Here is a 22,326-nt window from a genome sequence, read left to right as displayed (position 1 = left end):
GCGGTGACATGCGACGGTCGCACTACTTCACCAGTTCGCCGAGGTCGACGCCGTCGTCGGCAACATCGATCATCTCCACCCGGCGGGTTGGCACCACCCTGCCCACGTAGTCGGGGGCGATCGGCAGTTCGCGGTGGCCCCGGTCCACCATGACGGCCAGTTGCACGGCACGGGGTCGGCCCCAGTCGGCCAAGGCGTCCAGCGCCGCCCGCACGGTGCGACCGGTGAACAACACGTCGTCGGTGAGGATCACCGTGGTGCCGGTGAGGTCGACCGGGATTGAGGTGGGGGCCTCGGGCAGGAGGGGGCGAATGCCGACGTCGTCGCGGTGCATCACCACGTCGAGGGTTCCCACCGGTACCTGGCGTTCGCCGAGGTCGGCCGCGTCGGCCAGTGCCTGGTCGGCGGTTGCCAGCAGGGAGATGTCCGCCGCCAGCCTGCGGGCAAGGCTGATGCCTCCGGTCTGCAAACCGATCAGTACCAGCGAGTCGATGCCCTCGTTGCGTTCGATGATCTCGCCGGCCATGCGCCTGCGGGCCCGTGCCATGTCGTCCGCGTCCATCACCCGGACCCTGGGTTGGAAGATGCCTCCGTAGGGCCGAGCCAGGCGACGCTCGCGCTCAGCCATCGGTGTCCGGGGCCTCGAAGGGCAAGGTGTCGGGGCGCACTTCGGCCGCCAGGTTGGCCAGCACACCGTTGACGAACCCACCCGAATCATCGGTGCCGTAGGTTTTGGCCAGCTCGACCGCCTCGTTGAGGATCACCGCCGTCGGTACGTCCTCGCGTTCGGTCAGCTCCCAGGCGGCCAGGCGCAGCACCGCACGGTCGATCGACGCCAGCCGGTGAAGCGGCCAGTCGCCGGTGCGACCGGTGAGGAGCTCGTCGAGGCCGGTCCGATGCAGGGTGACGCCGGCGAGTACCTCCAGCGTGTACGCCTCGGGCTCGACGACCACCTCGTCAACCATCGCCTCCGGGGTCAGGTCACGGATCTCGGCCTCGTACAGCAACAGGAGCGCCTGCTCCCGGGCCTCCCGCCGACCGCCGATGATCGGCGCCGAGTCGTGCCGGGCGCCATCACGCACGGGTGAGGTACTCACCGCTGCGCGTGTCGACCTTCACGGTGTCCGACGAGTTGACGAACAGGGGCACCTGGATGGTTTTGCCGGTGGACAGCGTGGCGGGCTTGGTGCCGCCCGAGGAACGGTCGCCCTGAAGTCCCGGTTCGGTCTCGGCGATCTCGAGGTCGACCGATGCCGGCAGGTCGATGCCGATGATCTCGTCGCCGTAGAACACCACGACAACGCTGGAGTTGTCGGCCAGGTAGTCGGCCGCGTCGCCAACGGTCTCGGGTGGTACGTGGAGCTGGTCGTAGGTGGTGGAGTCCATGAACACGAAGTCGCCGCCGTCCCGGTACAACATCGACATCTCCTTCTTGTCGACGATGGCCCGCTCCATCTTCTCCCCCGCCCGCATCGTCCGATCCAACACGGCGCCGGTGCGGACGTTCTTCAGCTTGGTGCGGACGAACGCATGCCCCTTGCCCGGCTTGACGTGCTGGAAGTCCACCAGCGTGAACAACCCGTCGTCGAGGTCGACGGTGATGCCGGTTCGGAAGTCTGCGGTGGAGATCTGGGCCATTCGATACCTCGGTCTGTCGTCGGCGGGGCGGCCGGGAAAGGCTACTTGATCGTGTGATTCGACCGGTCAACCAAGGTCGAGCAGGCGTGCCACCGCCGCGATGGCCAGGCGATAGCCGTCACCGCCGAAACCCGCGATGGTGCCGGTGGCCACCGGGGCCACCACCGAGGTGCGACGCCATGGCTCTCGGGCGTCCGGGTTGGACAGATGCAGCTCGATCACCGGCCCCTCGAAGGCGGCCAGCGCATCGTGGAGCGCCCACGAATAGTGCGTGAAGGCACCTGGGTTGACCACGATGGCGCGGTTTCGTCCTCGTGCCCGATGGATCGCCTCAACCGCCTCAGCCTCGGCATTGGTGGCAACCGCCTCCACCGAGAGGCCCAGCGACTCGGCGGTGTCGGTGGCGGTCCGGACGTGGTCCGCAAGCGTTGCGCTGCCGTAGATCTCGGGTTGCCGGGTGCCCAGCAGGTTGAGGTTTGGACCCGACAACAACAGCACCGTCGGCGGCTCCCCCGAGTCGGCTGCGTCGGGGGTGAGGTGTCGCCCACTCACGTCATCGGGTGGCATCGATGGCCTCCACAATCAGTTCGACGGGCACGTCGGCCACCTGCTCGACCCCGTTGGGGCCGTCGAGCACGAACACCCGCCCGTCGAGCGCCTTCTTGTCGCGACCCATTGCTGCCAGCAGGTCGTCGTTCGCCAGCGAGGCATCGAGCCGGTCGACCAGCCCGTAACCGGCGATCACCCGTCGATGCTCGGCGACCGCGTCGGCGTCGATGCGACCCAGCCGGTGGGCCAACTCGGCGGCGAAGATCAGGCCCACCGCAACCGCTTCGCCGTGGGCCAGCGCATGGTCACCCACCGTCTCGATGGCATGGGCCAGCGTGTGGCCGTAATTGAGGATGGCCCGGCGTCCGCCCTCCCGCTCGTCGGAGGCCACCACCTCGGCCTTGATCCACACGCAACGGGCCACCCGGTCGACCAGGTTGAGGTCGTCGAGGCGCCCCCCGCCAAGCCAGTGGTACTTGGCCACCTCCCCCAGACCGCACCGCCATTCGCGCTCCGGCAGTGTCTGCAACGTCTCGGTGTCACAGATCACCCCCGACGGCTGCCAGTAGGCGCCGACCAGGTTCTTGCCCTCGGGCAGGTTGACGCCGGTCTTGCCACCGATCGCCGCGTCGACCTGACCCAGCAGCGTGGTGGCAACGTGCACGACGGGCAGTCCCCGGTGGTAGGTGGCGGCGGCAAATCCGGCGACGTCGGTGACCAGCCCGCCACCGATACCAACGACACAGTCGGCTCGGGTGACCCCGGCCCTCGCAAACGACGAGGTCAGCGATTCGATGGTCGCCAGGGTCTTGTGTGGCTCGCCTCCGTCGATCGTATGAACCGACATCGGCAGCTGCAGCGGGTCGAGGGTTGATTCCAGCCACGGCTGCCCGTGTTCGCTCACCACGGCCACGCGGCGGGTGCCGGCCGGCAGGAGCGCCGCGAGACGCGTTCGCACGCCCTCGCCCACCACCACGGGGTAGGAGCGGTCGCCCAGGTCGACCGTGAGGTCGACCGCAGACGCCGTGTCTGAGTGGTTCATGAGGCGGAGGCTACCGGCCCTGCCAACACCTGCTCCACGGCCAGGACGACCGCCTCGGGATCGGCCGACGCGTCCACTCGGTGGGTGGCCACCTGCTCGTACAACGGACGCCGCACCTCGGCAAGGGCGCCAAGCTTGATGGCCGGGTCGCCGTCGTTGAGCAGCGGCCGATCGGTTTGGTCGGCCGCGAGCCGGTCAAGCAGGCGTTCGACCGGCACGTCCAGCCACACGACGGTGGCCCGGGTGGCGAGTACCGAACGGTTGAGTTGGTTGGTGACGACGCCTCCGCCGGTGGCCACCACCACCCCGGTGGGGACCGCCAGCACGCCGCGCAACACCTCGGTTTCCAACGTCCGGAATCGATCCTCGCCTTCGGCGAACAGCTCGGTGACCGTTTGGCCGGTGACGAGTTCGAGGCGCTCATCCAGGTCGACCCAGCGCCGACCGAGTCGGTCGGCCAGCAGCCGCGCCACCGACGATTTGCCCGAGCCGGGCAACCCAACCAACGCAATCGGGCCCCCGCGGCGACCGTTTGGCGCGGTCGACCGTGTGGGAAGCGGCAGCGGGATCGATGCGGGGTCGACGGAATTCACTCCAGCAAGTTAGGGCACTCCAGCAGGTTGGGTCACCCAAGAACGGTTCGTGCGGCGTCCACCATCACCTGCATCGGCGCCTCAACGCCCGTCCACCAGGTGAACACCTCGGCGGACACCCCGACGAGCAGTTCGACGCCTCCCAACGTGGACAGGCCCCGCTGCCGGGATGCCGCCAGCAGCGGGGTGGTCAGCGGGTGGTACACCGCATCGATCACCCGGCACTGCGACGACAACCACGCGACCGGTGCCGGTGAGGCGTCGGGCCGCGCCGACCCCACCATGCCCACCGGGGTCGTGTTGGCCACCAGGTCGGCGTCCCCCCACTGTGACGCGCTCATGTCCTCCAGGCGGATGCCGCGCGCCCCTGCTCCCGCCATGGTGGCCACCTCGAGGGCCGCTTCTTCACGCCGGGCCGCCACGAGCACCTGCTCGGCTCCGGCATCGACCAGGGCGGCGGTCAGGGCCCGCGCCGTGCCGCCCGCGCCGACCACGACCACTCGCCGGCCGTTCGCCGACCAACCGTCCGCCAACAAGGCCCGCAGAAAGCCTGTGCCATCGGTGTTGTTCCCCACCAGCGTGCCGTCCACGTTTCGTATCGAGTTGACGACGCCCAGCCTGGCTGCCGCAGGCGTCAACTCGTCGCAGAACTGCGCTGCGGCGGTCTTGTGTGGCATGGTGACCGACACGCCCTCAAGGCCCAGGGCCACCGCCCCGAGCAGCGCCGCCTCCACCCGGTCCTCCGTCACGGGCAGGGCCACATAGGCCCAGTCCAGGCCGGTCGCCTCGTAGGCCGCGTTGTGGATCGCCGGTGACATCGAATGGCGCACGGGGTTGCCGATCACGCCTGCCAGCCGGGTGGAGCCTGAGATCACCACCGGTCGGCGGGTCGGATGGTCACTCGATGACACCCTGGTTTCGGGCCTTGTCTCGCAGCTCGATGAACTCGGCCTGGGTCTCGACGAACGCATGCTTTCCCGGCTCGACCAGCACGTAGTACATCCAGGCACCCTCTTCGGGGGCGATCGCCGCCTTGAGCGACGCCTGGGACGGCAGCCCGATCGGGGTGGGGGGCAGACCCTGTTTGGTTCGGGTATTGAACGGGTCGGCCGGATCTCGAAGCTCGGGCGTGGTCAACTCGCCGCCCGGCTTGTTCTTTGAGTACACCGCGGTTGCGTCGATGCCCAGGATCTCCGGAGCGGCGAGCCGGTTGTAGATGACGCGGGCGATCTGGCCCCGCTCCTCCGGCGGTGTTCCCGTTTCCTTCTCGACCAGCGACGCCACAATCACGGTTTCGTAGGGGGTGAGGCCCACTTTGGCCTCGGAGTTCTCGTAGCCCAGCTCATCGAGCTCGGCGGACATCTGGTCGGCCAGCTTCTGCAGAATCTCCACCGGCGTGGCGTCGTCGGAGAACTCATAGGTGTCCGGGAACAGCATGCCCTCCCACTTGTTCATCTGCGGCGGGGCGACCTCCCCTTCGGCAAGGGGGGGCAATTCGGCTGGGACGTACTTGGACGTGACCTTGCCCGAAGCCAAGGCCGCGTAGAAGTCCTCCTTGGAGATCTCCGGAAACTGAGCGGCCAACTTGTCGAGGGCCTCGTCGAGGCGAACACCCTCGGGGATCGTGACCCGCGACGTGCCCACCGGCACCGGACCCTCGTCCAGCGTCTGGGTCACCTGGGCAAAGCTCGAGTTCTTCTTCATCTCCGGGTACTCACCCGCCGCCCAGTTTCCACCCGTGAACCGCACGTACCAGCCGAAGACTCCGGCGTCGCTGATGATGCCCTTGGATTCCAGCAACAACCCCACATCGGCGTCGGTTGCCCCCTGGGGAATCACCACGTCGACCGCCTTGCCCGGCTCCCCCGGTGGATCCACCTTGCGCAGGACCCAGAACACGGCTCCGGCTCCCAGCAACATGATGACGCCCAGCACCACCACAAAACCCACGATGGCCCGACGCCCACAGCCGTCGTTGGTGGCCAGGTCCTCGTAACGCTGTTTGCGTCCCTTGCCGCGCCGGACGGCCTGCTCCGGCCCGGGTGCAACGCTGTCGTTCCAGCCTTCGGTCAGCGGGACCCCGTCACGGTCGACCCAACCACCGGCGCCGTCGTCGAAGACCTGGTCACCCTGCTCGTCGACGTACCCACCTTTGCCGTCTTCGAACACGAGGATCTCGGCCCTGGGCGCCACCGTCTCGGACGGATGATCGGGATCGGCCACCAACACCGCCGCACCGTCGGCGTAGACGAAGCCCCCGGCGCCATCGTCGAACACCTCGTTGTCGGCCTCATCGGCAAAAGTGCCGTCCGGGTTTTGGTAGACGAGCACCGGTGCATTCGCCCAGCCCTCGTCCAGCGCCGTCGTGTCCCAGTCGTCGGTGAGATCGCTCACAGGGCGCCTCCGACACGTTGGTCACCCGCGGTCGACCGGGACACCTCATGGTTGGCGCGTCCGTCCAGCCATCCCTGAAGGATGACCGATGCTGCAACTTGATCGACGACGGCACGCCGATGTGGCCCGGTCAGGGTCATATGGTCCAACGATCGCTCCGCTGTGACGGTGGTCAAGCGCTCATCGTAGGTCGTGACGGGCACGCTCAGGAGATGCCCGAGAAGTTGCACCTCGCTCAGCGCCCGTTTGGCCGCAGCGCGTCGCTGGCCGTCGAGCGAAACCGGCAGGCCGACCACCACCACGTCCACCTCGTACTCAGCGGCCAGGGCGGCCAGCCGACGGAAATCGCCCTGAACGTCCTTGGTGCGCACCAACGTCTTCAGCGGAGTGGCCACACCGGCGGCCCCGACGGCCACGCCGATGCGTTTGGTGCCCGGATCCACGCCCATGGCCCGCAGGCGCGCCACGAGGGGCAGCGCGTCGAGGCCGGACGCGTTGGTCACCACCCGTCCACCCCCGGCAGCGGTTGGGCCATCGCTCATGCGGTCTCAAACGCCACACGTAGAAGTTCGAGCGCCTCGTCCAGCCCGTCTGCGTTCTTTCCTCCGGCCATGGCCAGATCGGCGCCCTTGCCGCCACCACCCGAGATGGCCCTGGCCGCCGGAGCCATCAGGTCGCCCGCGTGCAGGGGGCCGTCGGGCTGCGTTGCAACCACCAGGGTGACCCCCTTTCCCCCGGGTACGGCACCGAGGGCAACGGCACGAATGCCCGGCCGGTCACGCAGTGCGAGGGCCTGATCGCGCACCTCGTCACGGGTTTCGGCTTCGACGCGGGCCACGATCACCCCGTCGACCGCCAGGTCGGTCAGCGCCATCGCTCTGGCCCGAGCACCCTCGGATCGAAGCTGTGCCACCTCGGCCCGGAGCGCCCTGTTTTCGTCGTTGCGCTTCCGGACCGAGCCCAACAGCTCGTCAACGGACGTGCCCAATTCGGTGGCCAGCTCACCCAACATGGCCTCGTCGGATCGCAGACGCTCCACCGTGTTGAGACCGGTGGTGGCCTCGAGGCGACGAATGTTCGAGCCGATCGATGCCTCGGACACCACTTTGACGGCTCCGATCTGGCCCAACGCCGACACGTGGGTACCGCCGCACAGCTCGACCGAGGGTCCGGCCTCCAGGACCCGCACGTCATCGCCGTACTTGTCACCGAAGAAGGCGATGGCGCCACGCTCGTCGGCCGCGGCCCGGGTCATCTCGTCGTGGGACACGGGCGCACCGGTGAGCACCACGCCGTTGACCAGATCCTCGATGCGACGGAGTTCGTCCGGTGTGATCGCCTGAAAATGGCTGAAGTCGAAACGCAGCCGGGCATCGTCCACCAACGACCCCTGCTGTTTGACGTGATCACCGAGCACCTGGCGAAGGGCCCAGTGCAACAGGTGGGTGGCGGTGTGGTTGCGACGAATGGCGTCCCGCCGGTCGTTGTCGATCTCGGCGGTGACCCTGCTCGCCACCGCGGGCGTGTCGGCGCCTGCCACCAGACGGTGCCGGATCAGGCCGGGCAACGCGTTGGTCGTGTCGATCACCCGGGCACCACCTCCCGGCCAGCTGAGCGAACCGGTGTCTCCCACCTGCCCGCCGGACTCGGCGTAGAACGGCGTGCGGTCGAGCACCACCCAATCGCCGACCACACCCAGCACGGTCGCCTCGGCCGACGGAGTCTCGCGACCGACGAACTCGGTGGGACCGCCCTCGGTGATCATGCGGCGGTAGGCGTCGGCCTCGTCGCCCACCTCCACACCGGTGCCCCTGGAGGCCGCCTTGGCCCGGGCCCGCTGCTCGGCCATCTCGGTGTCGAAGCCCTGATGGTCCACCTCGTGACCGCGCAACTGCGCCATCTCCTCGGTGACCTCCAACGGGAAGCCGAAGGTGTCGTGCAGCTTGAACGCGACCGCCCCGGGCAGGGCGGCGTCCTCGTCAAGGTTGTCGAGCTCACCGTCCAACAGGGCCGAACCCTTGGCCAGCGTCTTGCGAAACTGACCCTCCTCCCGCTCGGCGACGCCCAGGATCAGGTCGCTGTTCGTCCTCAGGTCCGGATAGGCGTCGCCCATCACTTCGGCGCAGCGCTGGATCATCGGCGCGAGCACGGCGTCGGACACCTCCAGCAGGTAGGCGAAGCGCACCGCGCGGCGCATGATGCGGCGCAGCACATAGCCGCGATCCTCGTTGGAGGGGATGACGCCGTCCGAGATGAGAAATGCCGTGCTGCGGGTGTGGTCGGCCAGCAGCCGCAGGGCGATGTCGCCCAGGTCGCTGTCCCCCAGCGACTGTCGCGTCACCCGCTCGGCGGCGCCAACCAGCTGGCTGATCCCGTCGGCGTCATAGAGCGAGGAGCTGCCTTCGGTCAGTGCCAGGGTGCGCTCAAAGCCCAGGCCGGTATCGACGTTTTTGTTGGGTAGATCCCTGAGCTCGCCGTCGGCGCCGCGGAAATACTGCGTGAACACCAGGTTCCAGAACTCGATGTACCGCCACTCGGAGCCGTGGGCGGGCCCCCCGTCGGCACCGAAGTCCGGCCCGAAGTCGAAGAACAACTCCGAGCTCGGCCCACACGGTCCGGTCTCCCCCATCTCCCAGAAGTTGTCGGCGTCCAACCGCTGAATGCGCTCTCGGGGCAGGCCCACCACGTCGGCCCAGATCTGCTCGGCCTCGTCGTCGGTCGTGTGCACGGTGGCCCAGATTCGGTCGCCGTCGACGCCCAACCCGCCGGACTCGATCGACGAGGTGGTGAACTCCCAGGCCCACGGGATCATCTCGGCCTTGAAATAGTCGCCGAAGCTGAAGTTGCCGGCCATCTCGAAGAACGACAGGTGGCGGGTGCTGCGCCCAATTGCGTCCAGGTCGTTGTGCTTGCCGCCCGCCCGCACACACTTCTGGATGGAGGCCGCCCGCGGCGGGTCATAGGGCACCGCCTCCTCCCCAAGGAAGTAGGAGACGAAGGGCATCATGCCCGAGTTGGTGAACATGGGCGCCGACGGGTGATGCGGAATCAGCCCGGCGGAGGGCACCAGCGTGTGGCCCCTTCCCTCGAAGAATCGGTCCCAGGCGGATCGCAGTTCGTGAGCGCGCATACGACCATGATCCTACCGACCCCCTCGTCTGAACGGCGCAGCGGTTGCTCAGCCGCAGCCGAGGGCTTCCACCGCAGCGAGGGGATCGCCGGGCAGGCCACGACGCCAATCGTTCAGAAACGGCTGCGGCGCCAGCAGGCCTCGTCGGTTCTGCCATCCGGTCCGGCAGGCGGGTGACAACCCAAAGTGCAGATGACACCCGGTTCCTGCGGCATTGCCGGTCTCGCCAACGGTACCGATTTGATCCCCGGCGCCGACCTGCTGTCCCTGCTGCACCGAAACCGACTCCAGATGGCTGCCGTAATAGCGAACGCCGCGGGCGTCGACGAGCGACACCAACAGGCCGCTTCGTTGAGCAGGATCGTCGGTCGACGAGTTCCAGTCATCGGTGGTGTGGATCTCCTCGATGGTGCCATCGGTGGCCGCCAACGCCGCGGTGCCACATGGGGCGAACATGTCGGCTGCCGGGTAGTCGTGATGACCCGAGTCGTAATGGGTGCTGTCGGAGTCAACCGGGAACACGAACCGTGGCGGCGCCACGGGTGCGAGCACCGTCACCGTCACCGGGGCGGCCGAGCCGGCAGGCGCCACGGTGTCTTCGACCGCCGTCCTCGGCACGGTGAGGTAGACGATCGTGGTTGGTGACCTGGTGCTCGGCGCCGCAGCGCTGCCCGACACTGTGGGGCCATCGGCGCCGAGCATCGCCCACGCGCCGGCACCCAGCAGGCCGACGATCAACACCGCAGCCACCGCCACCAGGCCGATGAGCGGGGCACCTGGCCGTTGTTGGTCGGCCACCTACCTCATTCCCATCACGAACCGGGCCGAAGTCGCCATCTCCCTACCGGTACACCGTCTCGCAGGGAATGCCGTTGTTGTCGGCGTCCATGTGGCTTGGCCGGCCGAGCGAGTTGAAGGTGGCCTGGGCCTGCGAATAGGTGTACCCGTTGGCACCCAGCCACTTGCAGTAGTCGCCTTCGGCAACGTAGGACGGAATGACGACGGCACCTGCGGTGGGAGCCTGTTCGGGGACCACACGCACCACGGTCTGCGGGGACTGCTGTTGGATCACCACCACCGTCGTTGGCGCGGGCGCTGCGGTCGGCGCCGGGGTCGGCGCCGGCACCTCGGAGATCACGACGACGGTTTGGGGCGGCGACGACGTGTCGGGTGGCAACTGCTGAGAACCGCTCGGACATCCGGCGAGCACCATCGTTGCGGCCACCAGGGCGAGACCCCCCAGCGCCGTCCCGGCGATACTCCTTGGCCCCGTCCGCGACCGCTGAGTGGGGTGCCGAACGTTCGGCTGTCTTCCTGGGTCACGATCAGGCCACATGACGTTCCCTCGGTTGGTGGCCGAGTTCACTCGTCTCGGCTCTGGAACCCTAACCGCTTCGCCCGAAGCGTGACGGTCCAGGCCGAACCATGGCGCAGGCGTTCAGCGGGGCGGCCGGGCGACCCGGTGCCCCCCGTCGCTGCTCCAGTCGCGTGGGGCCCACGGCTCCTTCGGCCCGGAACCTTCGTCGCCGCGCTGGGCCCTGCGCTCCTTCACCAACCCCGTGACCCGGCCGGGCGCATCGGCCGCAACACCCACCAACATCCCCGCGGCACCCTTGGCGAGGTTGGCTGGAGTCAACTGATCACGACGGGCCTCCAATTCGGACTCGACGCGTTTGATGCCAAAGGCGCCGGCTGCGGCACCTGCGGCAAACCAAAACACTCGCTTGGGAATCACGTGGTCTCCTCCTCCTTCGCCGAGGGTACAGCCCCGCGTGCGGCGAGCCGGGCGGCCACACGGGCCTCGTACCCGTGGTCACCCGGTCGATAGTAGGTGCGGCCCGCCACCAGGTCGGGCAGGTACTGCTGGTCGACCCAGCCCGACGGATCGTCGTGGGGATAGCGGTAGCCGGCGCCATGCCCCAGGCGTTTGGACGCCTGGCCGGAGGTGTCGCGCAGCGGTGGCGGCACCTCGCCCACCAAACCTCTGCCAACGTCACCGATCGCCTCGCCGATGGCCAGGTACGCCCGGTTGGATTTGGGTGCCTGGGACAGGTGCACCACCACCTGGGCAAGGTTGATGCGGGCTTCGGGCAAACCGACAAACTCAACGGCCTGGGCGCCGGCTGTGGCGACGACCAACGCCATCGGATCGGCCTCGCCGATGTCCTCCGATGCCGAGATCACCAACCGGCGGGCGATGAAGCGTGGGTCCTCGCCTGCCTCCAGCATGCGGGCCAACCAGTACAGGCCGGCGTCCGGGTCGGAGCCCCGGATCGACTTGATGAACGCCGAGGCCACGTCGTAGTGGGCGTCCACCCCATAACGAACCGCCTTGGCCCCCATCGCCCCTTCGACGTCCTCGATCGACAGCACCACCCGGTCGCCGTGCACCCCGGCCCCGCAGCGCGCCCGGGCCAGGCTGATGGCCACCTCAAGCGTCGTCAGCAGGTGCCGCCCGTCGCCCGCAGCCGAGACGGCGAGCACCTCGAGCGCCTCGGTGAAGTCCGCGCCGGGTTGGTCCACGGCGTCACCTGCACCGGCGGCGAGCCCCTCTGCAGCCAGGCCTCGCCTGGCCAACGACACCAGCGCCTCGTCGTTCAACGGCTCGAGGCGGAAGAGGACCGAGCGGCTGAGCAGCGCCGAATTGACGCTGAAACCGGGGTTCTCCGTGGTGGCTCCGATGAGGATCACCAGGCCGGTCTCCACCGCGGGCAACAGCGCGTCCTGTTGCGCCTTGTTGAAGCGGTGTACCTCGTCGAGAAACAGGATGGTGCGGCGCCCCCGCTCACCCAGCCGGGCCTGGGCGCCGGCGATCACCTCGCGAACGTCCTTGACGGTGGAGGTGACCGCGGAGCGCGCCTCAAGGTGTGCCGACGATGCGCCGGCGATCAGCCGGGCCAGGGTGGTCTTACCCGTGCCGGGTGGCCCCCACAGAACCACCGAGCTCAGCTTGTCGGCCTCGACGAGCACACGCATTGGCTTGCCCGGCCCCAGCAGGTGCTCCTGGCCCACGACCTCGTCCAACGAGCGCGGTCGAAGTCGGTCTGCCAACGGCGCCGACGCCGCCGCCAACTCCTCGGCAGTGGCGCTGAACAGGTCACCGCTCACGGCGATTCCAGGCCACGCACTCGTCGTAACTCGCACCGGTGCCACCAAAGATGTCGAGCGCAGAGCCGATCGTGAGGTCCACCCGGCCCTTCGAGTGCTCGGCCACCAGGTCGAGATCCTCGATCGAACGCGCCCCACCGGCATAGGTGACGGGACGGCCGCCCCACTCCCCGAGCAGCGACACCAACTCGATGTCAACGCCCTCCTGGCGGCCCTCGACGTCGGCGGCATGCACCAACAGTTCGCCTGCATGCTCGGCGACATCGTCGAGCGCCGACGGCGTGATCTTCAGGTTGGTCAGGCGTTGCCAGCGGTCCATCGCCACCACCCACCGGGGGGCCTCGTCACGATCGGCCGGACCCGGGGTGTCGGTGTCATCCGTCGGCACCCGCCGAGCCGACAGGTCGACGACCAGCCGGTCGGGGCCCACCTCGGCGGCAAGCCGCGCCAACGCCTGGGGATGAAACCGACCCCGGTCGTCGAACAGTGAGCTCGTGACGATCACCGCCGCCGCTCCGGCCTCCAGCCACATGGCGGCGTTGGTCACGTTGACACCACCACCCAGCTGCAACCCACCCGGCCAGACCGCCAGCGCCCTGCGGGCGGATGCATCGTTCTCGGGACCCAGCTTGATGACGTGGCCGCCGCTGAGCCCGTCCTCCCGGTAGCGCTCGGCAAAGTAGGTCGCAGGCCGCTCGCTGCGGTGGTTGGTGATCGTGGTTGAACCATCGTCGGCGTAGGTACCGCCGATCAGTTGCACAACGGCGCCGTCCGCCAGGTCGATGCAGGGGCGAAAGCGGGTCATGTGGTGGGCGGCAGCAGGCGCAGCCCAAGCTCGTCGAGTTGGGCAGCCTCGATGGGGCCGGGCGAGCCGGTCAGCGGGTCGGCGCCGCTCTGGGTCTTCGGAAAGGCGATGACCTCGCGGATGTTGTCCTCACCGGCCAGGATCGCCACCAGACGGTCGATGCCATAGGCAAAGCCGGCGTGGGGCGGCGCCCCATAGCGCAGCGCCTCCAGCAGGAAGCCGAAGTTGCGTTCAGCCTGCTCGTCGGAAATGCCGAGCAGGGAGAACACCGTCTGTTGCACCTCGCTGCGATGAATGCGCACTCCGCCCGAGCCCAGCTCCCAGCCGTTGATGACCAGGTCGTAGCTCTGGCTGCGCACGTTGAGCAGGTCGCGAGGATTGTCCAGTTCCCCGGCGGCCGCCGCCTGCAGCAGGCCCAGGTCCTCCTCGTGGCACATCGTGAACGGATTGTGGGCCGATGTCGGCTTGCCGGTGGCGTCATCGATCTCCTCGAACAGGGGAAAATCAACCACCCAGCGCACCTGCACACCGCCTTCGGCGATGGGCGGGCGGCCCAGCTCCAGGCGCAACAGACCAAGAACGTGGGTGGTCTGGCGCCACTCGTCGGCCACGAGCAGCAACAGGTCGCCTTCGGCCGCACCGGTGCGTTCGGTGAGCTCCACCATCTCGGTGTCACTGAGAAACTTGGCCACCGGTGAGTCGAGGCCCTCGGCCTTGACCCGCATCCACACCAGCCCCTTGGCCCCCCAGCGCCGTGCCGAGTCGGTGAGCTCATCGAGTCGTCTCCGGGTGAGTTCGGCCCCCCCGGGCACGCAGATCGCCTTGATCGACGGAGCCTTGAACGCGTTGAATCCGGTCTCGGCAAACACGTCGGTCACCTCACACAGCAGCATGCCGAACCGCACGTCGGGCTTGTCCGACCCGTAGGTGTCCATGGCATCGTGCCAGGTGATCCGTTCGATCTCACCCACCGGGGTCCCGGTGACCGCCTCGATGGCCAGCGACACGGTGGACCCGATCACCTCGAGCACCTCATCGCGCGAGGCGAAGGCCAATTCGGCGTCCAACTGCGCAAACTCGTACTGGCGATCGGCCCGCAGGTCCTCATCGCGCATACACCGTGCAATCTGGTAGTAGCGGTCGAACCCACCCACCATGCACAGCTGCTTGTACATCTGGGGCGACTGAGGCAGCGCATAGAACGTGCCGGGGTGCTGGCGTGACGGAACGACGAAGTCGCGCGCGCCCTCCGGTGTGGACGCGGTCAGCATCGGGGTCTCGATTTCGACGAACCCGGCGTCGTCCATGGCGGTTCGGATCGACGCGTTCACCTTGGAACGCAGGCGCAGGTTGGCCTGCATGCGCTCGCGGCGCAGGTCGACGTAGCGGTGACGCAGCCGGATGGTCTCGTCGACCGCGTCGGCACGGTCATCGACCGGAAACGGCGGGGGCTTGGCCTGGCTGAGCACCTCGACGTCGGCCTCACCGATCTCGATCTCGCCGGTGGCCAGGTCGGGGTTGACCGTGCCGTCCGGGCGGGGGCGAACCACACCGGTGATCTTCACCACCCACTCCGAGCGAACGTCGACGTCGTGATCGATGACGCACTGCACGATGCCGGTGTGGTCGCGCAGGTCGATAAAGGCCAGATGTTCGCCGTGCTCACGGCGCCGGGCCACCCATCCGGCCACGCTGACGGTGTCGCCGACGTTGGCCGACCGAAGTTCACCGCACAGAACGGTGCGATAGGGGGAGGACGGAGGCGATGACGCTGGAGTTGGTTCGGAGCTAGGCACGGGGCCCGATCCTACCGAGCCACTCCCGGTAGCCCTGAGTCGGCCCCGGGACCGGTTGACGGTCGGGCGTCGGGCAACTTCGGGCGGGCGTCGGCATGACAGAGTGGGCCCACATCGAGGCCGACGTGACGGCCGCAGCGAAGCGGGGGCGATCGCCATGGGGTTTGTGCAACCGAGAGAGCCGGAGTTCGACTCCCAGGCATGGCCCTCGCTCCCCTACGCCGAGCGCCTCAGGCTGATGTGCCACACCTGGGCGATGCAGGGTTTTGGCGCCCCCGGGGTCGCCTATCTGTTCTACCTGGTCAAGCTTTTGCTTTTCGTGGGTGGATTCCTGGCCTTCGCGCTGACGACCGACGAGGTGGGCGGCATCACCGCCATCGGTTCCTGGTGGTCCCGTCCCGAGATCTTCGCCAAGGCGGTGCTGTGGAGCCTGATCTACGAGGCGCTGGGCCTGGGATGCGGGAGTGGCCCGCTCACCGGCCGCTACTCCCCTCCGATCACTGCGTTTCGGGCGTTTCTGCGGGTCGGCGGGGTGCGGTTGCCGCCCTGGCCCCGGGTACCGATGACGTCGGGCAGCAGACGAACGGTCGTCGACGTGGGCCTCTATGGGGCGCTGCTCCTGTTGACGCTGCGCGCGCTGGTCGCCGGCGATCCACTGGGCAGCCGCTGGATCGTGGCCCCGATCATCGTGGTCATGGTGCTCGCCGGGCTGCGGGACCGCACGGTGTTTTTGGCCGGGCGCTCCGAGCACTACCTGCTGGCCGCCTTCGTGCTCCTGTTCCCCAGCAACCTGTTTGCGGGGGAACAGGCGGTGCAGGCCGCACTGTGGTTCTGGGCGGCCACCTCCAAGCTGAACCATCACTTTCCCAACGTCATCGCCGTCATGTTGTCGAACAACCCGCTGTTTCGATCGAGGCGGTTGCGACGCCTGCTCTACCGGGACTTCCCCAACGACCTGCGCGGCTCCACCGGTGCCGCATGGGTCGCTCACCTGGCCACCGCACTCGAGTACGGCGCGCCGTTGGTGCTGGTGTTCGCCCCCAGCGGGCCGCTTCGGACGCTGACCTTGGTGGCCATCGTGGGCTTCCACCTGACCATCCTCACCAGCTTTCCCCTTGGCGTTCCCCTCGAGTGGAACCTGTTCTTCATCTACTCGGCGGTGGTGCTGTTCGGGCAGCACGGCGACGTGCGGATCTGGGACCTCTCCAACCCGCTCCTGATCGCCGTGCTCATCGTCTGCCTGGTGGTGATCCCCGCCTACGGCAACGTCCGGCCCGACCGGGTGTCGTTTCTTCCGGCCATGCGCTACTACGCGGGCAACTGGGCGACCGGCACGTGGTTGTTACGGCCGGGCTGTCTCGATCGCATCGAGCAGGCACTCCCCTGCGCGGCGGCCACCCCGGCCCATCAGTTGGAGCGCCTTGGAGGCGATGGCGACCTCACGGTTGCGCTTGGACGCGGCCAGGCGTTTCGGGCCATGCACCTCCACGGCCGGGCCTTGGCGGCGCTGCTCCCGATGGCGGCGGATGGTGTCGTGCTCGATTCGCGCCATACCGACCCTGCAACGCAGCTCGATCCCGCGGAGATCGAGCTCATCGACGGGGAGATGGTGGCGGGCATGGTGCTCGGCTGGAACTTCGGTGACGGTCACCTCCACGACGAACGGTTTCTGGCGATCCTTCAGGAACGCTGCGAATTCGAGCCGGGCGACCTGCGGGCCGTCATCATCGAGGGACAGGCCCTCGGCTCTCCGTACTTGAACTGGCGGCTGGTGGATGCGGCCGACGGTGCACTTGGGTCCGGTGCCATCGCCGCCACCGACCTGCTGGGCCTTCAGCCGTGGGACGCCACGGGCCTGGACGTGGGCATCGAGCGCCACGAGCGTTAACGGCCGACGGCCGACGGCCAACGACCTGGTCGGGTACCGTGCCACCACAGGGGGAAAACCGATGAGCCCAAGCGATCCGCCCAGCAACGGCCGCCAGAACGGCTCCACCGTCACGCCGCTGGAGCTCCGGGTCCATGGGGTCGGAAACCCTCCCGATAACACGATCCTGCCTCCGCCCGGCGCCGCGCAGCTTCCCACCGATGTCCGAATCTTCCGCTGGGGCGACCTGATCTCCGACAATTGGTGGCTGCCGTTTTGGGTGGTGCTTGCGCCGTTCACGCTGGCGAACGTCGCCGGTTGGATGCATCCGGCCAACGCGCCGCGGCGGGCCGCCTGGTGTCGGCGGGTGGCCCACCTCATCGGCATCAGCCTCACGATCACCACCACGGCCTGGGTGGCCCATCTGCTGATCGACATCGTGGCGTGGCAGGGGCTGGTCGGCCTCAACGTCTGGGTCCACCACCCACTGAGGCGTTTGTGGCTGGGGGTGGCGCTCACGCTGGTGGGCATCCTGGCCTCCTTTGCACTGGCCGGTCGCACCCGCGCCGCAGCGGAGGCGGTTGCCCCCTATACGGCGGCACCGGAGACCCGCGGCGGGGTCGACGACGACGAGCGTGTCTTCAACCCCGCGTTCTTCGCCCACGAACCCGACCTTGCCTTCTTGTCGGTCGTCCACCAGCTGGCGGCGCTGGGCACCCTGGCCGCAACGACCATGCTGGCGCTCCATCGGGCCGGCACCCAGCCGGTGCCGGTACCCGGCGTGCCGAACCCCCTCAGGTTGGGGGATGTCTTCAGCACCATCGGCGCCGTCCAATGGGCGGGGGTGGCGGTACTGGCGATCATCGGGCTGGAACGACCGGGGCTGTTGGCTCGCCGGTGGAGGATCTCGGGTCCGGCGGTGGCCATGGGCCTGGCTGTGCTCATGTCCAACGCCGGTTGGTCCGGCGTCGTCCTGGTGACCCGTCGAGCGCTCAGCATGCGGGCCGATGGGCAGGTGGTGCTGGGGTCGGAGGTGGCACTGCTGGAGGGGTTCACCGCCGGCGTTGTCGCCGCTGCGGCCATGGCGACGGTGTTGGCGATCGTCGCCGCCGTGAGGGCGGGTGGCAACGCCGCCGTCGTCCCACCAGCGGACGCCCAGCGGGTGCCGCGCCCGCTCTGGGCGTTGCAGGGCGCGATTCGTGGCATCGACCTGATCGGAACGGCCGGCGTCGGCGTGTCATTCGGCGTCGGACTGTGCCTTTTCATCCACCGCTTCCAACCACCGGCGGACTGGCTCGCCCCCTGGCCGGTGCAGATCCAGGGGCCCGACGCCGGCTGGCTCACCCGGCTGGCCGCCGCAGCGCCGCTGCTGCTGGCACTGGGTGCCGGGCTGGCCGCCGGGGCCACCCGCTACCTGCCCCGAATGCGTCCGTGGGTGGCGTCCGTTTGGGAGGTGCTGACCTTCTGGCCTCGCAGGTTTCATCCGCTGGCCATTACGCCGTACTCCGAGATCGTGGTGCCACAGCTGCAGCTCCAGGTGGTTGATGCGTTGAAGGAGGGGCGCCAGGTGGTGGTGTCGGCCCACAGCCAGGGCTCGGTGTTGGCCGTCAGCGCGCTGGCAGGTTTGGCCGGAGGCGGCCTGAACCTGTCGGGTACATCGCTGGTCACCCATGCCTGTCCGCTGGGTCCGTTGTACGGCCGGTTCTTTCCTCATCAATTTGCTCCCGAGGCGCTGATACCGCTGGCCGAGCACTTGGCGGACCGGTCGGGCACGGGCGCGGCGTGGATCAACGCCTGGCGTCGTGGAGATCCGGTGGGCGGGCCCGTTGGCATGGATTACCCACCGAAGAGCGGGTTCGGCCCGGCCCGGCACGTGGCGCCAAGGGGGCCGGTGGAGATGCCCCTCGGCGGGGTTGGGCACACCCCGGCGTTCGACGACATCGAGGTGCGTCGAGGCATCGAGCTTCTTCTGTTGGCCACGCCGCCTCCCCTACCCGGAGGCGTACTCCCCCGGCTCGGTCGTATCCGGTTCTCGCCCAGGCCCATGGTGGGTTGGTTCGATCCGTCGGTGTTGTTCCGCGCGGGCTCCAGCTTGAGCGTGACCGAGGCGGTGAAGCCTTTTGCAGACCGACGCGAAGTGCTGGCCGCACTCGACCCGGACGCCGAGGTGATCAACCTTGACGAGGCACGGCGCCGTCCCGAACCTGAGCGGGGCACCGCCCCGCAGCCCGTGTGGATGGACTACGTGGCCGACACCGGCGACGGTCACGTGCCAACCACGGCGGTGGCCTGGCATCTGGCGCGAGGACTCATCGGTCGCGGGCCGGAGGGTCGGCCGACCACGATGACCCAGGCCATCGATCTGGCCGGCAACGTCGAGCTGACCGACGCCGTCGAACTGGCCGCGCGCCCCCGACCCGACGGACCCGACGTGACCCTGCCGCGCGGTTCGCTTCTGGTGATCGGCGGGGATCTCGCCTACCCGGTGGGCACGTCCGCCGCCTACCGCGATCGCCTGACCGGGCCCTATCAACAGGCCTGCGACGGGTTGGAAGCCGCGCCCGACGGCACCGACCCGGTCGTGGTTGCCATACCGGGCAATCACGATTGGTATGACGGTCTCGACGGATTCTCAGCACTGCTGTGCGACCAGGGTCGCCTGGGGGTGTGGCGCACCGTGCAGCGCCGCAGTTATGCCGCCGTGCAGGTTGCCCCGGGGTGGATGCTGTTTGCGGTCGACGGCGGCTCCTCCGGCAGCGACGTCGACCCGGTTCAGTTGGACTATTTCACGCGCATCGGGGCGAGCCTTGGCGACGAGGTTCGCCTGATTCTCGCCTGGCCCACGCCGGCATGGGCGGACGGGCACCGCCACGTCGAGGCCCAGGTGTCGTTGGATCGCTTCATCCTCGACACCCTGGGTGACCCCCGACGGGTGGCCTTGTTCGTCAGCGGCGACAGCCATCACTACGCCCACCTCGCCGACCCCGTCAGCGGCGTTCACTATGTGACCGCCGGTGGCGGCGGCGCCTTCACCCATCCCACCCACCAACTCCGGCGCCGACGACAACGTTCGGCGGGTGTCTGGCCCCTGGGTGTCAACCATGCGGTGGGCGATGATCCGGGCGATGATCCGGGCGATGATCCGGCCGGCCTCGACACTGCGTTTGCGCTCACCGACGCCACCGGGCGCTTCGGGCCTCGGACGCTGCACCTACGCGCGGTGTTCCCCGGCTTTGTTGCCTCCCGACGGGCGCTCGTCCGGCACCTTGGTTTTCCGTTCATCAACCCGGGGTTCCTTGCAGTGACCGGTGCGATCTCTGCGATCTTCGCAATGATCGCCATCTTCACCGTTGGGGATCAGGGAACGCTGCGAGGCCTGGGTGGCCTGTCCGGCCACCTGATGGCCGAGTACTGGGCCAGCCCCCTGTCGTGGCTGCCCCTGGCGGCCGTGCTCATCGGGACGACCCTGTTCGCGCAGCCCGAGGCGGCCGACCGGGCCTCCGTCGTGGTCGCCCGCACGGCCGGCTTCGTCCACGGGCTGGCGCAACTGATCGTCATCGGCGTGGTGCTCGGCTGGGCCGCGGGCCTGGGCAGGCACGTGGGCGGCCTGGTGACCGGCCGCGACCCGACCACCCTGCTCGGGGTCACGCTGTCGGCGCCGGCAATCGTGGGCGGGGTCATCACGGTCGGTGTCGCCACGGTGTTGGGCGCCCTGTTTTGTGCGTGGACCCTGGCCGCCTATCTGGTTGTTTCCAACCTGACCCTGGGCATGCACACCAACGAGGTGTTCTCAGCGCTTCGCCTGACCACACACAAGAACTTCCTCCGCATTCGGGTTGAGCCGAACGGAGACCTCACCGTGTACCCGGTTGGGCTGCGACGTACCCGGCGGCCGCTCGGCCGGACCGCACCGAAGGACGGCGTGGGGATCGACGCCCACCCGGCGGTGTTCGCCAGCGATCCGCAGTTGATCGAGCCACCCTTCACCGTGTCGCCGAATCGCATCGGCTCCGGGGTCAGCGGCCCAGTTCGGTCTGAACCTCGGACACCACCCGGGACAACGGCACCCGCCGCTGAGCGGACGGCGCCTGATCAGGACCTGCCCGCAACCGACGAATCGTTGCCGCTCCAACCTCCAATTCGTCTGGTCCCATCAGCACCGCCAGGTTCGCTCCAGAGCGATCAGCCGCCTTCATCTGCGCCTTCATCGAGCGAGGACGCCCAAGACCCTCGTCGGTAAGCTCGCCGGCCCAACTGCGATCGGTGGCCACCCCGGCACGTCGAAGCGCCTCGGTGATCTCGTAGCCGGTCAGGCCACCGGTCGTGTCCACCACGAAGCACTCGACCGTCCTCTCGACCGGGCCAAACACCCCTTCGGCATCGCAGGCCAGCAGCGTGCGGTCGACACCCAACGCAAAGCCGACGCCGGCGGTGGGTTTACCGCCCAGTGCCTCGACCAGCCCGTCGTAGCGTCCGCCCCCGCCGACGGCGTTCTGGGACGCGTCCAGGCTCTCGGCGGTGAACTCGAACGTGGTACGGCGGTAGTAGTCGAGCCCGCGCACCAGCTTGGGCGACACCTCGGCGTCGATGCCAAGCGAGTCCAGCCCGGCGAGCACCCGCTCGAAGTGAGTCACCGACGCCACGCCGAGAAAGTCCGACAATTGCGGCGCCCCGGCGATCACGTACCCGTCCTCAGGGCGTTTTGAGTCGAGAACCCTCAGCGGGTTTCGGGCCAGCGTGGCTACGGCGGCGTCCGACAGCGCGTCGGTGTGACGGGCAAGGTAGTCAGCCAGCGCCTCCACGTACCGGGCGCGTTCGGTGGCCTCGCCCAGCGAGTTCACCAGCAGCCGCACGCGTCGAAGCCCCAGGTCGTCAAAGAACCGCCAGGCGAGGGCGATCGACTCGGTGTCCAGATCGGGGTCCTCCGATCCAAGCGCCTCGACGCCCACCTGATCGAACTGCCGGTACCGACCCTTCTGCGGCTTCTCATGACGAAACTGAGGACCGGAATACCAGACCTTCCACGGCAACACCGCCGGGTTGTGCTCGGTGAACGCCCTGCACACCGAAGCGGTCAGTTCGGGGCGCAGTGCCATGCGACGACCGCCCTTGTCGGTGAAGTCGTACATCTCCTTGGTGACCACATCGGTCGCAGCACCCAACCGGGTGAACACGCCGAGGTCCTCAAACATCGGGGTGACCAGGTGGCGGTATCCGGCCAGCGCTGCGTGCTCGGCAAAGCGGTCCACCAGCGCCCGACGCCGCTCCGACTCGGGGCTGAGCAGGTCACGGGTACCGATCGGCGCCTGAAACCGCTGCGGCTTGGCTGATCTTCTGGGCTCATCAGGGTCGGGCACGACCCCGGATCGTAGTTGGCCAGGCCACGAGTCCCGACAACGTCGGA

The 22,326-nt window shown here is 68.4% G+C and carries 18 protein-coding genes; 1 reads left to right on the top strand and 17 read right to left on the bottom strand.

Translation table 11 applies throughout. From position 1 onward, the window contains the following. Positions 1-22: 22 nt before the first annotated feature. The 16 genes from pyrR to aspS form a co-directional block, all read right to left on the bottom strand. The gene (gene pyrR, locus MPARV_RS0116685) at positions 23-628 is read right to left on the bottom strand and encodes a bifunctional pyr operon transcriptional regulator/uracil phosphoribosyltransferase PyrR (protein WP_012229378.1); all 606 of its coding nucleotides are present in this window, start codon (positions 626-628) and stop codon (positions 23-25) included. Then, a complete protein-coding gene (gene nusB, locus MPARV_RS0116680; protein WP_081582392.1) occupies positions 621-1,097 on the bottom strand; it encodes a transcription antitermination factor NusB in 477 nt (158 codons plus the stop codon). Before nusB ends, pyrR begins: the two co-directional genes overlap by 8 nt. Further along, positions 1,075-1,638 (bottom strand): elongation factor P, encoded by a 564-nt coding sequence (gene efp / locus MPARV_RS0116675; RefSeq protein WP_012229376.1) that lies wholly within the window; start codon positions 1,636-1,638, stop codon positions 1,075-1,077. Before efp ends, nusB begins: the two co-directional genes overlap by 23 nt. 66 nt (positions 1,639-1,704) lie before the next feature. Next, positions 1,705-2,205 carry a type II 3-dehydroquinate dehydratase gene (locus MPARV_RS0116670; protein WP_012229375.1) on the bottom strand — a complete coding sequence of 167 codons (501 nt, stop codon included), beginning with the start codon at positions 2,203-2,205 and terminating at the stop codon, positions 1,705-1,707. Next, positions 2,192-3,229 carry a 3-dehydroquinate synthase family protein gene (locus MPARV_RS0116665; protein ID WP_012229374.1) on the bottom strand — a complete coding sequence of 346 codons (1,038 nt, stop codon included), beginning with the start codon at positions 3,227-3,229 and terminating at the stop codon, positions 2,192-2,194. Before MPARV_RS0116665 ends, MPARV_RS0116670 begins: the two co-directional genes overlap by 14 nt. Next, positions 3,226-3,822, bottom strand: a complete 597-nt coding sequence (locus MPARV_RS0116660) for a shikimate kinase (RefSeq protein ID WP_020379073.1) — start codon at positions 3,820-3,822, stop codon at positions 3,226-3,228. The genes MPARV_RS0116665 and MPARV_RS0116660 overlap by 4 nt, the downstream gene beginning before the upstream one ends. Before the next feature lie 32 nt (positions 3,823-3,854). Continuing rightward, entirely contained in the window at positions 3,855-4,697 is an 843-nt protein-coding gene (aroE, locus tag MPARV_RS0116655) for a shikimate dehydrogenase (RefSeq protein ID WP_157789696.1), read from the bottom strand. Between the two features lie 22 nt (positions 4,698-4,719). Then, on the bottom strand, positions 4,720-6,216 hold the full coding sequence (gene mltG, locus MPARV_RS0116650) for an endolytic transglycosylase MltG (RefSeq protein ID WP_012229370.1): 1,497 nt from the start codon (positions 6,214-6,216) through the stop codon (positions 4,720-4,722). Continuing rightward, positions 6,213-6,758, bottom strand: a complete 546-nt coding sequence (gene ruvX, locus MPARV_RS0116645; protein ID WP_012229369.1) for a Holliday junction resolvase RuvX — start codon at positions 6,756-6,758, stop codon at positions 6,213-6,215. Before ruvX ends, mltG begins: the two co-directional genes overlap by 4 nt. Continuing rightward, positions 6,755-9,346 carry an alanine--tRNA ligase gene (alaS, locus tag MPARV_RS0116640; RefSeq protein WP_020379072.1) on the bottom strand — a complete coding sequence of 864 codons (2,592 nt, stop codon included), beginning with the start codon at positions 9,344-9,346 and terminating at the stop codon, positions 6,755-6,757. Before alaS ends, ruvX begins: the two co-directional genes overlap by 4 nt. Before the next feature lie 48 nt (positions 9,347-9,394). Further along, positions 9,395-10,144 carry a M23 family metallopeptidase gene (locus tag MPARV_RS0116635; protein WP_020379071.1) on the bottom strand — a complete coding sequence of 250 codons (750 nt, stop codon included), beginning with the start codon at positions 10,142-10,144 and terminating at the stop codon, positions 9,395-9,397. A 43-nt stretch (positions 10,145-10,187) separates the two neighbouring features. Further along, positions 10,188-10,571 carry an excalibur calcium-binding domain-containing protein gene (locus tag MPARV_RS0116630; protein ID WP_020379070.1) on the bottom strand — a complete coding sequence of 128 codons (384 nt, stop codon included), beginning with the start codon at positions 10,569-10,571 and terminating at the stop codon, positions 10,188-10,190. Between the two features lie 213 nt (positions 10,572-10,784). Further along, positions 10,785-11,081, bottom strand: coding sequence for a hypothetical protein (locus MPARV_RS0116625; protein WP_012229364.1), 297 nt, complete (start codon positions 11,079-11,081; stop codon positions 10,785-10,787). After that, the gene (locus MPARV_RS0116620; protein ID WP_020379069.1) at positions 11,078-12,454 is read right to left on the bottom strand and encodes a replication-associated recombination protein A; all 1,377 of its coding nucleotides are present in this window, start codon (positions 12,452-12,454) and stop codon (positions 11,078-11,080) included. Before MPARV_RS0116620 ends, MPARV_RS0116625 begins: the two co-directional genes overlap by 4 nt. After that, positions 12,444-13,259: a phosphoribosylformimino-5-aminoimidazole carboxamide ribotide isomerase gene (hisA, locus tag MPARV_RS25420; RefSeq protein WP_012229358.1), complete on the bottom strand. Its 816-nt coding sequence runs from the start codon at positions 13,257-13,259 to the stop codon at positions 12,444-12,446. Before hisA ends, MPARV_RS0116620 begins: the two co-directional genes overlap by 11 nt. Beyond that, positions 13,256-15,055, bottom strand: a complete 1,800-nt coding sequence (gene aspS, locus MPARV_RS0116610; RefSeq protein ID WP_012229357.1) for an aspartate--tRNA ligase — start codon at positions 15,053-15,055, stop codon at positions 13,256-13,258. Before aspS ends, hisA begins: the two co-directional genes overlap by 4 nt. 157 nt (positions 15,056-15,212) lie before the next feature. On the opposite strand from aspS, the gene MPARV_RS0116605 reads away from it, so the two are divergent. Beyond that, positions 15,213-16,943 (top strand): DUF3556 domain-containing protein, encoded by a 1,731-nt coding sequence (locus MPARV_RS0116605; protein WP_020379067.1) that lies wholly within the window; start codon positions 15,213-15,215, stop codon positions 16,941-16,943. 3,995 nt (positions 16,944-20,938) lie between these two features. Here the strand turns inward: MPARV_RS0116605 and hisS are convergent. Continuing rightward, a complete protein-coding gene (gene hisS / locus MPARV_RS23900; protein ID WP_202948851.1) occupies positions 20,939-22,279 on the bottom strand; it encodes a histidine--tRNA ligase in 1,341 nt (446 codons plus the stop codon). Between the last annotated feature and the right edge of the window lie 47 nt (positions 22,280-22,326).

Origin of the sequence: Candidatus Microthrix parvicella Bio17-1, assembly GCF_000299415.1 — a bacterium.
GTDB classification, from domain to species: domain Bacteria; phylum Actinomycetota; class Acidimicrobiia; order Acidimicrobiales; family Microtrichaceae; genus Microthrix; species Microthrix parvicella.
The sequence above is the reverse complement of the archived record's forward strand: the minus strand, read 5'-3'. Positions and strand labels throughout refer to the sequence as shown.